This is a genomic window from Rothia similimucilaginosa, from assembly GCF_029850875.1.
Lineage (GTDB): Bacteria > Actinomycetota > Actinomycetes > Actinomycetales > Micrococcaceae > Rothia.
In genome coordinates this window covers 151546-166948 of sequence record NZ_JAOVAM010000002.1, presented here as the reverse complement: position 1 = coordinate 166948, position 15403 = coordinate 151546, and the positions used below count along the sequence as shown (strand labels likewise).

Annotated in this window: 11 protein-coding genes; all 11 read right to left on the bottom strand. The window is 59.6% G+C overall.

Going from position 1 to position 15403, the window contains the following annotated elements; genetic code table 11:
* Positions 1-70: 70 nt before the first annotated feature.
* Positions 71-2302, bottom strand: coding sequence for an ABC transporter ATP-binding protein/permease (locus QFX05_RS02295; RefSeq protein WP_279740571.1), 2232 nt, complete (start codon positions 2300-2302; stop codon positions 71-73).
* Positions 2299-3426 carry an efflux RND transporter periplasmic adaptor subunit gene (locus QFX05_RS02290; protein WP_279740568.1) on the bottom strand — a complete coding sequence of 376 codons (1128 nt, stop codon included), beginning with the start codon at positions 3424-3426 and terminating at the stop codon, positions 2299-2301. Before QFX05_RS02290 ends, QFX05_RS02295 begins: the two co-directional genes overlap by 4 nt.
* A gap of 95 nt (positions 3427-3521) precedes the next feature.
* Positions 3522-4454: a multidrug transporter gene (locus QFX05_RS02285; protein ID WP_279740567.1), complete on the bottom strand. Its 933-nt coding sequence runs from the start codon at positions 4452-4454 to the stop codon at positions 3522-3524.
* A 198-nt stretch (positions 4455-4652) separates the two neighbouring features.
* A complete protein-coding gene (cydB, locus tag QFX05_RS02280; protein WP_279740566.1) occupies positions 4653-5723 on the bottom strand; it encodes a cytochrome d ubiquinol oxidase subunit II in 1071 nt (356 codons plus the stop codon).
* A gap of 21 nt (positions 5724-5744) precedes the next feature.
* Positions 5745-7316, bottom strand: a complete 1572-nt coding sequence (locus QFX05_RS02275) for a cytochrome ubiquinol oxidase subunit I (RefSeq protein WP_279740565.1) — start codon at positions 7314-7316, stop codon at positions 5745-5747.
* A 492-nt stretch (positions 7317-7808) separates the two neighbouring features.
* Positions 7809-9911, bottom strand: coding sequence for a DNA gyrase/topoisomerase IV subunit B (locus tag QFX05_RS02270; protein WP_279740564.1), 2103 nt, complete (start codon positions 9909-9911; stop codon positions 7809-7811).
* 417 nt (positions 9912-10328) lie between these two features.
* Positions 10329-11558: an RDD family protein gene (locus QFX05_RS02265; RefSeq protein ID WP_279740562.1), complete on the bottom strand. Its 1230-nt coding sequence runs from the start codon at positions 11556-11558 to the stop codon at positions 10329-10331.
* 308 nt (positions 11559-11866) lie between these two features.
* Positions 11867-12523 (bottom strand): non-canonical purine NTP pyrophosphatase, encoded by a 657-nt coding sequence (locus tag QFX05_RS02260; RefSeq protein ID WP_279740560.1) that lies wholly within the window; start codon positions 12521-12523, stop codon positions 11867-11869.
* 38 nt (positions 12524-12561) lie between these two features.
* On the bottom strand, positions 12562-13293 hold the full coding sequence (gene rph, locus QFX05_RS02255) for a ribonuclease PH (protein WP_279740559.1): 732 nt from the start codon (positions 13291-13293) through the stop codon (positions 12562-12564).
* Positions 13294-13435: 142 nt separating this feature from the next.
* The gene (locus tag QFX05_RS02250) at positions 13436-14329 is read right to left on the bottom strand and encodes an MBL fold metallo-hydrolase (protein WP_279740558.1); all 894 of its coding nucleotides are present in this window, start codon (positions 14327-14329) and stop codon (positions 13436-13438) included.
* Entirely contained in the window at positions 14320-15372 is a 1053-nt protein-coding gene (murI, locus tag QFX05_RS02245) for a glutamate racemase (RefSeq protein ID WP_279740557.1), read from the bottom strand. Before murI ends, QFX05_RS02250 begins: the two co-directional genes overlap by 10 nt.
* Positions 15373-15403 lie beyond the last annotated feature (31 nt).

Sequence of the window (15403 nt, the reverse complement as noted above, 5' to 3'; positions counted from 1 at the left end):
TGGGCTATCTAATACCTATTTGACCAGTCAGGTTTCGGATATTTGACTGCCCCCCCGCCCAGCGCTAACTCTAGCCGCGCATCGCGTCGGCGGGGCTCTTACGGGATGCCACCCACGCCGGGTACGCCGAAGACACCAGACCGGTGAGGGCACCAACTCCCACGCCGAGCACCACGAATCCCGGGGAGAGAATCGCCTGCCAGCCCTGCACGAGTGAAAGCATGATGGTCGCAATCATGCCGGAGCAGGCACCAATGGAGCCGCCGAGCACACCGAGCATGACCCCCTCCATGAGGAAGATGCGGGCAATCAGCCATTTACTCGATCCGATGGCGCGGCGTAGTGCAATTTCTGCGGTGCGCGATTGCACGGACAGGTACATGGCGGTTGCCGCCGAGAGGGAGGCGAGCACCAGCAGAATCCCGGAGAGCACACCCACGTACAGGCCCAGATCCGAGGCGATGGACGCGCGTAGGCTCTGCAGGTCGGAGGGGGTTTCCACATTGATTTGGCTGGGTTCAGCAGGTTTGAGGGTCAGCGGAATGGCCTTGGCAACTGCTTTACCGTAACCTCGTTCAGTTTCGGCAATGTAGGTCACCTGGCCGCGTCCGGTGCGTTGTAGCTTACCGGGCGAGACAATGACCGTGTTCCTGAATTCGTAGCCGCTATTGCCGGGGTCGAAGAGGCCGATGACCGGCATCAGCTGACCGTCCACCCAGATGCTCACACCTGGTGCTACCTGCGGTAGCCCACCGAGTTTAATGCCGTACTCGACGGTGGGCAGCTCACCGGGTCTGGGCTCAGTTGTGGCGTTATCTGCCGCCTTATCTTCGGGAATAATGCCGAGGGCGCGGGCAGCAGAAACCGAAACGATGGCGCCGGAGAGCTGCTCGGCACGCTCACGGTCGGCAACGTTCTCCCGGGTGAGGGTCGAGTTCATCTGTTCGAGCGCACGCAGAGTTTCGGGGTTCATGCGGGCACCGATTTGCTCAAGCCTGGTCTTCGAGGTGGAGCTGAGGCCAATCGCCGTTTTGGGTTCGTCCTCGTAGGGGCTGAATCGGGTGATTCGCACGTCGGCGGGTGCCACGCTGCTGACGAATCCTGTGTTCTTCACGTAGTCCAGCGCGCTAATACGGTCGGCAACATTCTGCGCGGATTCGCCCTGCCGGTAGGTTCCGAGCACGTTCTGGTCATTATCCCTGTCACTGATGTAGAGCGTGGATTGTTCGGAGCCGAGCAGCCGCTGATTCACCTGGTAGCTGGCGGATTCGCTCATGCCGGAGGCGCTGATGAGTCCGCCCACGCCCAGCGCAAAGGACAGGCCCAGCAGCAGGGTGCGTAGCGGTCGTGAGGTGAGCGCGGAAATTGCCTCGATGCTGTCATCAGTGAGGAAGCTTCCGCGACGGTGGGAGGCGGGCTTCTCCCCCGGTGCGAGGCTAACGGGAGCATCTACGGTGGCTTCTGCAGGGGTGTCCGCTGCAACCGGCACAGCCTCGGCAACCGGCACCGTAGCCGAATCGGCACGGCTCTGCTCGTGTAGCCGCCCATCCTCAATGCGAATCACACGGCGGGCGGCGGCGGCAACCTCCGGGTCGTGGGTAATAACCAGCACGGTACAGCCGGTCGCGTTAATGCGCTGCAGAATCTCAATGACCTTGGCGCTATTGTGGCTGTCCAGGTTGCCGGTGGGCTCGTCGGCAAGAATCAGCGGCGGGCGCGTGGCGAGGGCACGGGCAATGGCGCAACGCTGCTTTTCGCCGCCGGACAGGTACCGGGTGCGGATGCTGGCGCGGTCGCTCAGCCCCAGAAATTCTAGGGTTTCTTCGGTGCGTTGCAGGCGCTCACTGTAGGGTACGCCCTGCACGCGCAGGCCCATGGAGGCGTTGGTCATGCTGGTTTCGTCCAGCAGCATGTTCGAGGATTGGAAGATGAAGCCGAGGTGGTCTCGGCGGATTTCGTCGCGTTCTCTGTCGCTGAGTCCTTCCGTGTTTTTGCCAAAGAGGCTGTAGGTTCCGCTGGTGGGAGTGTCAAGCAGGCCAATGGCGTTGAGCAGGGTGGATTTACCGGATCCGGAGGGTCCGATAATGGCGAGGAATTCGCCGCGTTCGACCACCAGGTCGAGGTGGTCAAGGACGGGTCGTTCGCTCCCCTCGAAGATACGGGTAATGCCGCGCATTTCGATAGCGGGCGCGGTGTTGGGCATCGTGTCTAGCGCAACGTCGTGCTCGGCTGCATCTCCCCTGATGCGCGGGGCTGTCATGGCGTCGGGGGCTCGCTCGGGGATTCTATTTCGGCGGCTCATGAGACAAGCACCTTCTGTCCCGCGCTGAGGTTCGCGTTGATTGCGGCGTATCCGCCGGCGGTGCGTAGAACCTCAACGTTGATTCGTTCGGTGGCGGGCGCCTCTTTGCTGGTCGAGGTGGAGCTTCCATCCTTTTCAACAAGCACGTAGGTGCCCTGGGAGTCCTGGCGTACCGCAGTGGTGGGCACGGCGAGAGTGGTTGAGGTGTTGCCCTTGCTGGTGATGGAGGCACTCTGACCCGGAGTAAGCTTACTCGGGTCATCGGCATTGAATCGCACGCTCTTCACCGCGCCTTTTGAGGGGTCGTTCTGCAGTTCACCAATGCTGGTGATGGTGCCTTCCACGCTACCGGTGGAGGTGCGCAAGCTAATGCGGTCGCCAACCTTGAGCTTATTGGCAACGGAGAGCTCAACGCTAGATTCCACGTAGGGTTCACTGGTTTCTACGCTCGCGATGGGGGTTCCGTCGTTAATGAGCTGGCCGACCGCGGCAACTGCGGTGACGGTGCGGCTACCGCCGGGCAGGATCGCGTAGTTGCTGCGGGCAATACTGGTGACTCCCTCACTGGGCACGCCGGTCAGGTGCGCGCGGTGCAGGCGCGTGACGGCGTCGAGGGTGTCTTCGGTGACGGTGCCGCTCTGCGCGGTGGAGTACCCGGCGGAGTTCAGTGCTTTCTGGAAGGCGAGCACGTCGTCGCCGTTATCGCCCAGGTTCAGGTCGCGGTACAGCGGTAGCGGCCCGTCCAGCACGAAGACGGGGTCGGCACCGATAATGCCGATGAAGTCACCGGCTTTGAGCACGTTACCGGGCTTCTGGTTCTGGTAGACGAGCACCGGCTCACCGTTGGTGCGTGCGCTAATCGGGGCGGTCTCTCCAGCTTTGGTGGTTCCGGCAATGGCGAGTCCCTCGCTGACGGTGCGTTCTTCGACCTTCGCCCAGACCGGAATCACGGTTTTCGCCTGCACGGTCGGGTCGGGGCCTGTTGCGGCGTAGCGGGTGCCCAGGTAGAAGGACAGCATGAGCGAGCCGATGGCGAGGATTGCCAGCAGCAGGAGCACGCGGGGTCGGGCGATGCGCTCGCTGAAGCGGTGCCCGCTGTTTTGGTTCTGTGAATGAGTGGTCATGGCGGTGTCTTTCTGAACTGTTTTTGCGCTGTCTATTTCTCTGCGCTGTCTTTTGCTACGCTATCTTTCGTTGCGTTGTCTTTTAGCGTCCCGGTTTACTGGTGCTCCTGAACGTACTGCTTGAACTTCTCGTCGCGGTCGCGGTCGGCTTGGCGTTCCTGTTCAAGCTGTGACTGGTGCTTACGGATGAGCGGCATCTGGTACTGGGCTTCCAAGTCGTAGAGCTGCTGGCTCATGCCGACCTGCTGGTTACATTCGGCCTGGATGGTGGCGATACGGATCTCTTCTTCGGAGGCGGGCTCGTTGAAACCGCCGTTCTTGCTCAGCTGCTCAGTCAGCGGGGTTTCCTCGGCGACGGAGCCTGCCGAACGCGGGGTGAGGCCGCGGTCAGAGACGCACTGCTTCCACTTCTCTTCGAGCTCGCGGTGCAGTTTACTACCGTAAACGGCGTTACCCGCCTCAGTGGAGATACGACTGTATGTGGACTGCCCTTCCTTCTCGGGCCTCTTACCTTCGGGCACCGCGGCGTCCAGGGTCTCACGGGCCTTGGGGTAGCATTCGGTGCGAAGCTTGTCCTCGGGGCTCATGGTCTCTCCCGAGTTATAGGAGATGGGCTCGGCAGCGTTGGGGTCACGCTTCTGAAAACCGTACTTCTGGGCGTACTCGACGTTCCAGGGACCGTACTTTCGCCCCATCTCTCCGCGGGGCGCACCCTCAGAGTAGGGAGCCTGGATGGTGTAGTTCTGCCCGTGTTCGGCGAAGCACTGCTTCATGGCAATCTGAAAGGCCGTGTATTCGTAGTGAGTGCGCTCGCCGTAGAGGTAATCGTCCAGGGGCATCTTCACGATGTCCTGTTCCGCGTCAAAGATGGCGTGGACACTTTCGTCGCGTTCCAGCGGCGGCTCGAAGAGCGAGCATGCGCTCAGCGGGAGCACGCCGATGCAGAGCAGGGCACCCGCGGTGAGCAGTCGGCGGCCCATATTGGCGCGAGGGGTGGGTGCGGTGGAGCGGCGGTTGCGGGACTTCATCGTTGAACACCTTTCATCAGAGTGAGTTGTTAGCCATATTACACTTCCTGCTCCCTGTTGCGCGCGAATTTCGGGGGGGTGCACCAAAAATTTTTGCGCGCCCACTCATCTACCAAGAACTGCATCCTCTGCGGGCATAGAAAAATCCCCCGAACTTCTCAGAAGAGAAATTCGGGGGATCCTTCAATCAGCTATATGCTACTTGGTCGGCAGTTCAGCCAGTTCGGTAGCGTCGTGAGCCTCGGGGATGTGATCCACGTGCAGACGCTTACGGAAGACCCAGTAGGTCCATGCCTGGTAGACGAAGACGACCGGCAGACCGAGGCAGGTCACGAAGGTCATAACGCCCAGGGTGTACTCGGAGCTGGATGCGTTCGCAATGGTGAGCGAGTATGCCGGGTCCAGGGTGGAGGGCAGAACGTTCGGGTACATTGCGGTGAAGATTGCCAGCGCGCCGAATGCGAGGAACACGGACAGACCAGCAAAAGCGCGACCCTCACGGCCACCCTTTGCGGAGATCCAAGCAATCAGAACAGCAACCACAGCCAGGATGGTGAACAGCCAGGAGATGCCGTTACCGGTGGTGAAGTCCAGTGCCAGAACCCATGCAACAATCGGCAGCAGCAGGACAGGAGCCCAGCGTACCAGGGTGTTGCGGGCACGGTCGCGGATGTCACCGTCAGTCTTCAGGGCGATGAAGGCAAGGCCCTGAACCAGGGAGAAGCCCACGAAGCCCAGACCGCCGAGCAGAACCGGCAGGGAGACCCATGCGAAGGCGCCGCCGACACGGTCGCCATTCTCGTTGATGGGCAGGCCCATGGAGGTCAGACCAAGCAGAGCACCAACGAGCAGTGCGATACCGAAGGAGGAGACGGACAGAGCAATGTTCCAGTTACGGATCCACTTCTCGTCGTTCTTCTTCCCGCGGTATTCAATTGCGACCACGCGCAGAATCAGGAAGACCAGCGCGAGGGTCAGGGGGATATATAGAGCCGAGAAGAGGGCTGCGTACCAGATGGGGAATGCCGCGAACAGAGCTGCACCGCCGGACACAATCCACACCTCGTTACCGTCCCAGACAGGGCCGATGGTGTTCAGTAGCAGACGACGTTCCTTCTCGTTCTTAGTGAACTTGGAACCCATCAGCATACCGACGCCCAGGTCGAAACCATCCAGAATCAGGTACATGATGAAGAAAACACCAATGGCAACAAACCAGAGGGTGGGCAAGCCAGGCTGACCGGCAAAGATATTGAAATCAAAGTTCATGGTGAATCAATCCTTACCCGCCTAGTAGGCGAACTCCAGCACATCGCGCTTAGACTTGTCGTTGGACTCGTCCTCGTGGTGCGACTGAACCAGCTCGGGCATTGCTGCCACCACACCGGCCTTGACGTACTTGATGAGCAGGTAAACCTCAACCACCATCAGCACACCGTAGAGCAGACCCAGGGTGAGCAGGGAGAAGAGGATTTCTTCACCGGAAACACCCGGGGAGATAGCTGCTGCGGTGAACAGGTGAATCGAGGGGTCACCCTGAAGGTTCGGAGCCACAACGAAGGGCTGGCGGCCCATTTCGGTGAAGATCCAGCCGAGGGAGATAGCGAAGAAGGGGGCCATGATAGACCAGACTGCAACGTTCTTGAGCAGCTTGGACTCGGGAACGGTGCCCACACCCTTCTTACGGGTTACCCACAGTGCGTAGAGGTAGAAGGGCAGTACAACCGCACCCAGACCAATCATGCCGCGGAAGCCCCAGTAGGAGACCTCGAGGGAGGGCAGGTAGTCGATCTTCTGACCTGCACGCTCACCGTAGAGCGGGTTGTTGGGCAGGTTAGTGCCGAACTTAGCTTCGTATTCGGGCAGCAGGGTCTGAATACCCTTCACCGGGGTGTCGAAGTTGTCGTGTGCCAGGAAGGACAGCACGCCGGGGACCTCGATGATGGTGTTGATCTTGTCACAGCTCTGAGCGCCGAGTTCACCGACGGTCAGAACGGAGAAGGAGGTGCCGTCGTGGCACGCAGCTTCTGCAGCAGCCATCTTCATGGGCTGCTCGTGAATCATCATCTGTGCCTGCAGGTGACCGGACGCACCGATACCTGCGAAGGCGAGGAGACCCACAACAGCGCCCAGGCGCAGGGACTTGAACCAAACCTGGAAATCAGCCTTGTCACGTGCACCCTTGTCGGACTCACCAACAACGACCTTGCCGTCAACGACCTTGTCGATGCCGTCCTTGCGGCGACGCCACAGCTTGTACCATGCGATACCAACCAGGAAGCCACCAGCAACCTGAATAGCGGAGGTGATGACGTGAGAGAAGGTTACCCATGCGAGGGGGTTCATCAGCACTGCGCCAATATCGGTCATACGGGGACGACCTTCAATCATTTCTGCACCGACGGGGTGCTGCATCCAGGAGTTTGCAACCAGAATGAAGAATGCAGAAATCCAGGATCCGAGGACTGCCATGAACAGCGAGAATGCGTGTACAGCAGGCTTGAGTCGGTCCCAACCGAAGATCCACAGACCGAGGAAGGTAGACTCAACGAAGAAGGCGAAGAGGCCTTCCATTGCCAGCGGAGCGCCGAAGACGTCGCCGACGAAGCGGGAGTATTCGCTCCACGCCATGCCGAACTGGAATTCCTGAACCAGACCGGTGGCCACACCCATAGCGAAATTAATGAGGTACAGCTTGCCCCAGAACTTCGTCATGCGCTTGTATTCGTCCTTCTTGGTACGAACGTAGCGAATGTACAGGTAGGTCACCACAAGGCCCAGACCCAGAGTCAGCGGAACCATGAAGAAGTGGTAGACGGTGGTAATACCGAACTGCCACCTACCAAAATCAAGGGGATCCATTGATAGGTCCTTACTATGTGTGTACTTAATGTGTGTTTGTGCCAGATTTCGGGTAGTCCCCCACCAATGGAGGGCATACGAGAGTTACTGACACAGTGTCTCTCATGCTTCTAAGGTACAGGGTTTTCCTTGGGAGCTGTGAGTAGACTGTGCATAGTATGGACGTTTATTGTTTGACGTTTCTCTAAAGGTACCTTGAACGTTATCCCTCGGCGTGCGGATGGATTGAGGGACGAAACACGATAGTGCCTTGCGGGGTTGGAAGGTACTTTCGGAACTAGGGTGAAACTTTGCAGTTTTATATCACTTTTGCAAAATTTTGGTGACAGATTCCCGGATTGTGACAGGTAATCCAAGTAGCACTCAAAGCTTAAACTTGCCCAAGTTATACCAATTTTACTGAGATTTCCAAGAAATATTGTGATTATTATCATGGAAAAATCATAGAATGTGACACGCCAGCCGCCACTACCCCGTAAGGTACACCGCAAGCTACATATCAATACTCTCAGTATCCAGCTGATGAGCACCCGCAATGATGAATTCCTTACGCGGAGCCACCTCAGAACCCATCAACAAGGAGAACGCACGCTCGGCAGCCTCCGCATCCTCAATGCGAATACGGCGCAACATGCGATGGCGCGGATCCATCGTCGTCTCAGCCAGCTGATCGGCATCCATCTCACCCAGACCCTTATAACGCTGGATGGGTTCCTTATAAGACACATCCTGCTCCTGCAAAGATTCCAGAAGCTCGTGCAGCTGCTTCTCCGAGTAGGTGTACACCATCTCGTTCGGCTTGCCGCGGCGCACCACCTCTACACGATGCAGAGGCGGAACCGCAGCGTACACGCGACCGGCCTCAATCAGCGGACGCATGTAACGGTAGAACAGGGTCAGCAGCAGGGTACGAATGTGGGCACCGTCCACGTCCGCATCGGTCATCATAATAACCTTCCCGTAGCGAGCAGAGTCCAGGTCAAAAGTACGACCCGAGCCCGCACCGATAACCTGAATCAGCGCCGCGCACTCAGCATTCGCGAGCACATCAGTCACCGAAGCACGCTGAGTGTTCAGGATCTTACCGCGAATCGGTAGCAGAGCCTGATACGAGGAAGAACGCGCCAGACGCGCAGTACCCAACGCCGAGTCACCCTCCACAATGAACAGCTCAGAATGCTCAACATTGGTCGAACGGCAATCCACCAGCTTAGTGGGCATAGATGAAGACTCCAGTGCGGTCTTACGGCGCTGAGTTTCCTTATGGATGCGCGCCGAGACGCGGGTTTTCATCTCAGAGACAACCTTCTCGCACAGAGCGGTCGCCTGAGCCTTCTCCGCACGAGCGGTCGACTCCAGGCGAGCCTTCAGGGCATCCCCCACGACCTTCGACACGATTTGGCGGACCGCCGGGGTACCCAGAATTTCCTTGGTCTGACCCTCAAACTGCGGCTCAGCAAGACGCACGGTCAGCACGGCGGTCAAGCCGGCGAGCACGTCGTCCTTCTCAATCTTGTCGTTACCCGCCTTGTACTTGCGTGCGTTATCGGCAAGGTGCTTGCGCATCACGCGCAGCAGTCCCTGCTCAAAACCGGTAGTGTGAGTACCACCTTTGGGGGTGGCAATAATGTTCACGAAGCTACGGACCGTCGTCTCATAGCCAATACCCCAGCGCAGCGCAACGTCCACTTCACAATCGCGCTCCACATCGGTCAGCTGTGAGCGGCCATCCTCACCCAGCACGGGCACGGTCTCGGTGAAAGAGCCACTGCCGCTAAAACGCCAGGTGTCGGTAATACGCTCATCATGAGCCAAGAACTCGACGAACTCGCTAATGCCGCCATCGTACTGGAAAACTTCCTCGTGGGGCTCCAACTCGCCGGGGGTGCCAGGCAGGCGGCGCTCATCGCGGATGCAAATACGCAGACCCGGAATAAGGAACGCGGTCTGGCGCGCACGAGCAGCCAAGTCCTCGTAGCTGAACTTAGCATCGGGGGTGAAAATCTGCGGGTCAGCCCAATAGCGCACACGGGTGCCGGTCACCCCGCGCTTAGCGCGACCCACAATCTGCAGGGCGTCAGTACCCTCGGTTGCGGTAGTGAACGGATCTTCGGGCTTGGGGGTGCGACCGGACTCGAAGTGACCGGGAATGCCGTGGCGGAAGGACATCTGGTAGGTCTTCGAGCCACGGTCCACCTGCACATCCAGGCGGGAAGACAGCGCGTTCACCACAGAAGCGCCCACACCGTGCAAACCACCGGAGGCGTTATAGGAGCCGCCGCCAAACTTACCGCCGGCGTGCAGCTTAGTGAACACGACCTCCACACCGGACAGGCCGGTGCGCGGCTCAATATCGGTGGGGATACCGCGGCCATCATCGCGCACCTCAACCGAACCGTCACGGTACAGAATGACCTGAATGGACTGACCGAAACCGGCGAGCGCCTCATCCACCGAGTTGTCGATAATCTCCCAAAGGCAGTGCATCAGGCCGCGGGAGTCGGTGGAGCCAATGTACATGCCCGGGCGTTTGCGTACAGCTTCCAGACCTTCCAACACGGAGAGGTGGCGGGCGGTGTAGTTCGAAGACGCCACGGGAATCCTTTCGGCAAGTGATGACTGTGTGTTCTCTGTAGGTGTTCCCTGCAGATGCTCTCTGCAAATATGCTCTGCAGATGTTTTCAGCACGGCAAGCTCGCGAAAGGGAGAAAATGCCCCGGGCTTGTACTCATAGTGCTCTAAGTTTCTATTCTATCGTGGCTTGTTGTTGCTTTCTGTCTGCCCCGTCATTAGGCCCTACACCGTCATGAGGCTCTGCCGAGAAACTGGGAACGCAGAGAAGGAACACAGAGAAGCACCGGCTACCACTCCCCCCCCTGGAGTAGCAGCCGGTGTGTGAGTATCTGTGGGTATCTGAATTTTATTTTTAGGGTGAACTTTTTGAGGTATTCAGTCTGGGCGCTTCCAGCCTGTGCATTTCCATCCTGATCGCCTCATAGCAGAGGCACTCCCCTAGTGTGCTTCACCTGAGGCACGCGAGGAGCTCTCGTGACGGTTCGTGACCATGATATTGGACTTGAAGTAGAACTCTTCGGGAAGCTCATTCGTGACCGGGCCATGCGGGAACTCGCTGAGCTTCGGCACGAAGTGCCAGTCCATCAGCTCGCCGCTGCTCTGCTTGAGCACACGGCGTTCCCTCATGGCGTGGTGTACCTTGCGGCGCAGAGGCGGGCTGTCTTTCAGGGTGCTGGTGAAGACCCACGGAGTCTCGTAGCCTTCGGTGACCATGCCGAAGGTAATGCGCAGGTTGCCGTTCTCGTCGGCGTCCATCGTGAAGTCACCGTCTGCGATGTCGGTGAAGGCGAGCATCCAGCTGTGGCGGCGTTCGTAGCTTTCGCGGGTGGTTTGCAGTGCCACAATGATGCGGTGGTCGACCAGCAGCTCCACCTTACGCTCGGTGATTTCGCCCAGACGAGCGTAAGAGCCGAAGGCACGATTCGCACCGCTGCGGCGAGGCCACTTGGTGACCGCACCGTGCGGCACCTCCCCCGCAAAGGTGAAGGGGCCCGTCATGGTACCGGGCAGACGCAGACGCTCAAACGGAGCGGTCGGCAGGAACGTTGTCAACAGCTGATCGGAGCTGACCGATTTACCCCAGCGCGCCATCTCCAAAATCGTCGGTTCAGGACCTACGGGGTAGATATGCGGCATCTTCCGACCGAATTCATCAAAGCCCTCAATAAACTCACCGTTAGAGCTGTACCCGGGCATGGTCGCACCGAGCGGGCGAGTCCAAGACCCCGAATACGGTTTGGTCAGGTGCGGGTTCTCCACCGGCAGGATGCTGGTGCGAGCACCCAGGTAGGCGGGCATCCGCGAGAGGTTGCGCCAGGCGAACTTCGCGGCAACTGCTTCACGCCACCACATCGGGCGTTTGCCCGGGGTCTGCCCGCCCAGGCAGTGCATGAGCAGCCAGAATCCAGCCCAGCCGAGGCAACCTACGGCAATCACCCAGAAAATAATCGTCAGCACGGTGTGCAGGGTTCCGATCACCCAGATGTTCGTGGCGATGAGAGCCATGAACGCCGCCCACGCCGCCATGATGTACGGGCCGAGCGTAATCATCGGGTCGACCACCTTCACGGCGGCAATGACGCGGCGGTTCAGTCCGCGCCACACGTAGGAGTACGCCCAGCATCCGGCGGCAAGGGCGAATGCCATCAGCAGAAGAAGGATGAGCATCGGTGTGTCTCTTTCGCTGCAGGTTTTTCTACCACGGTCGGTGACAGCAAGCATCGGGGCAGATGCAGCATTGAAAGGCTCTTCAATAGCAAAACTCGTCTGCCGAAGGTACCTTCAGCAGACGAGTTTCTTTGGTGTCACTAACCTTGAGGTAAAGCTTCTCACACTATTGTGCCTTTAATTGGTATCCCTGTGGGGGATTTTGGAGGGATGCGTAAAAAAATCGCACCCAGCCCCGCGTTTTCACCCATCAGGCCAGCGCAGTGAGACCGGCACAGCGAGTACACTCTGGCACCTCAGCGACGGTTTTAGGAAGCCAGCGCCGCAGCAATCTGAGGAATTAGCGCCTCAAAAGCACGCGCACGGTGGCTAATCGAATTCTTAATCTCTGCGGGAATCTCAGCGCACGACTTGCCAGCGTACTGGCCCTCATACAGGGCGTTCTCGCCGTTCAGCTCCACGGGGCGCAGAATCGGGTCGTAGCCGAAGCCGCCCTTCCCAGCCGGTGCAGTCAGCAACTCGCCAGGCAGCTCGCCGTACTCGACCGCCTCAAAACCGTTCGGGGAGGCGACTGACGCCGCACAGCAGAACTTCGCACCGCGGTGCTCGGCAGGAATATCGCTCAGCTGAGCCAGCAGCAGGTTCAGGTTCGCGGTGTCATCACCGTGGTTACCCGCCCAGCGTGCCGAGAAAATACCGGGGGCGCCGTTGAGCACATCCACCGACAGGCCGGAATCGTCAGCAATAGCGACCAGGCCAGTTGCCTCGGCAACAGCGCGTGCCTTCAGCAGGGAGTTCTCAGCGAAGGTCACGCCGGTCTCGGGAACATCGGGTGCGTTCACGCTGGAGGCGTCAACCACCTGGGTATTAACGTCCAGGCCATCAATGCGTCCGCGCAGAATTTCGCGCAGTTCCTTGAGCTTGCCCTTATTGTGGCTTGCCAGAACAATCTTTGCGTCTGCCATAGTTTCTCCTTATCGACGGAACTAGTTACCGGGACGGGTTAGTGTGCTAGTGCTTCACGCTGAATCTGAGCCAGCTCTGCAGTGCCTTCCAGCGCCAGGTCGAGCAGGCTGTTGAGTTCGTCGCGATCGAAGGGTGCCCCCTCGGCGGTGCCCTGCACCTCAACGAACTTGCCGCTGCCGGTAACGACCACGTTCATGTCGGTCTCTGCGCGTACGTCCTCGGTGTAGGGCAAATCCAGCATGGGGGTGCCGTCAATAATGCCCACCGAAATTGCGGATACCGAATCAATCAGCGGGTTCGCCTTAGCAGGCAGAATCTTCTGTTCCTTCGCCCAAGAAATAGCGTCAGCCAGTGCCACATATGCGCCGGTGATGGAGGCGGTGCGGGTGCCGCCATCAGCCTGCAGAACATCACAGTCGAGCACAATAGTGTTCTCGCCCAGCTCATCCATGTTGATGACGGCGCGCAGGGAGCGACCAATCAGGCGAGAAATTTCGTGGGTGCGGCCGCCCACGCGGCCCTTGAGCGACTCGCGAGAAGAACGGGTGTTGGTGGCGCGCGGCAACATCGCGTACTCGGCGGTCACCCAGCCCTTACCTTCACCTTTGAGCCAGCGAGGCACACCCTCGGTGAAGGATGCGGTGCACAGCACGCGGGTGTTGCCGAACTCGATGAGCGCGGAGCCCTCAGCGTTGCGGGACCAACCGCGGGTGATGGTGATGGGGCGCAGCTCGTTGAGGGCGCGGCCGTCTTGGCGGGTAGCAGTCATGGGTTCTCCTTGAATCTGTCTGCGGGATTTATGTCTGTCTGTTGATTCTATGTCAAAAAGTGGGCGGGACTGAGCACAGTTTGCACTAGTCCAGCTCGTTTTAGCCTAGCTCGGGTTTGGTCTAGTCCAGTTCGGGCTTCGCCTAATCTAGCTCTGGCTTAGGGAGAGCAATCGCGGTATTCAGCGGCGGATCAAGCACCTCGACCACATTCAGGGTGGACGTGACCGGGTGAGCCTCCGTCGGGCGCGGGTAGATGCGGTAGCTTGCCGCCATTTCGGCAATGCCGACCGGGCCGGAGAAGGCACTGCGCGCCTCCGCGTAGGCGATATCCGGGTCGTTCCACACGGGTAGGTGGGTCAGCAGCAGGTTACGCACACCCGCCTCCGTGGCAGCCTCACCGGCACGCTTGCCAGTCAGGTGAATACCGCGCAGGGCATCATCGCGACCCTCCTGGTATGCCGCCTCACAGAGGAACAGGTCAGCGCCGCGCGCAGCCTTAACCAGGCCCTCGCACAGGTCGGTATCGCCCGAGTACGAGAACACGGTGTGGCCCTCGCGGTCGTTGCAGGTGATACGCAGGGCGTACGGGTCCTTCGAGGGGTGAACCACACGGAACGGCTCCACACGGAAGGGCCCTATCTGCACGGTCTCGCCCTCAGTCCAGGTGTGGTACTCGAATTCGGTGCTCATGCCCGGGTCCGGGTCCAGGCCGTGAGTCGCAGAAAGGTACTCGTTAATTGCGGCGGGACCGTACAGCGGAATACGGCCCTTAGGCCAGCCGCGCGGATCCCACTTGACCGCCACGTGCAGACCGGACAGGTCAATGCAGTGGTCCGGGTGCAGGTGCGAAATCAGAATCGCGTCGATATCGCTCAGATCGATATGGTGCTGGAGCATGCCGAGTGAGCCGTTGCCCATGTCCATGATGATGCGCCAGGTTCGACCTGCGAAGTCCGTGGCGGTGAGCATATAGCAACTAGCCGGTGAGACGGGGCCGGGGAAGGAGCCCGTGCAACCGATAACGGTTAGACGCATGAGGTGTCGTCCTTAGGGATGGTGCCAGAAAATTCGGTGCCCACGGAGATGCGTGCCGCCTCTGCAGGATCTGCCGATTCGTTGATGTTGATGTTGCGGTGTGCCGTAAGCATTTCGGGAGTGAGTGCAGCCAGCGAGCCGGTCGGGTAGCGTTCCGCAACCGAGCTGGTGTGGCGCACGTTGGTGACCTCAGGGCCGAGGAATCGGCGCGCCAGGTGCGAGAACGTCTCAGATTCGCCGGTGGCGAGGAATTCGTGGTGCGGGTTTTCCTCGGGGACCGGGCTTTCAATGGCGTGGTTGAGCAGTTCGCGGTACACGTCCTTCGCGGTCTCATCCGCGGAGGAAACCAGGCTGACGTCCTCACCCATAATGTAGGAAATCACACCGGTTAGCAACGGGTAGTGGGTACAGCCGAGCACGAGGGTGTCCACGCCGGCGTCCTTGAGCGGCTGCAGGTACTGGCGGGCGGTCTCCAGCAGCTCGGGGCCGGAGGTAATACCCTTCTCCACGAACTCTACGAAGCGCGGGCATGCTACCGAGTACACCTCAAGGTTCGGGGTAATCGCGAAAGTATCCTCGTAGGCGCGGGAGGTGACGGTCGCCTCCGTCGCAATCACACCGATCTTACGGTTGCGGGTTGCGGCGAGCGCACGGCGGGCGGCGGGCTGAATCACCTCAATGACGGGGATGCCGTACTGGCGGGTGTAGCGTTCGCGGGCGTCGCGGAGCACCGCTGCGGAGGCGGTATTGCAGGCGATGACGAGCATTTTCACGCCTGAGTCGACGAGTTCGTCCATGATGCGTAGCGCGTTGGCGCGTACTTCTGCGATTTTGAGGGGGCCGTAGGGTCCGTGAGCGGTGTCGCCGACGTAGATAATGCGTTCGTGAGGCAACTGGTCCATGATGGCGCGTGCCACGGTGAGTCCGCCGACACCAGAGTCGAAGACGCCGATGGGTGCCGCAGCCGTGGGGCCTACGGGCGCAGGGCTACCCCAGGGGGTGCGGGCACGGTAGGGATTGGTCGCGTCGATGCTGTCACTCATGTGTCACCTACACTTCGTTATCGGTCGGGTA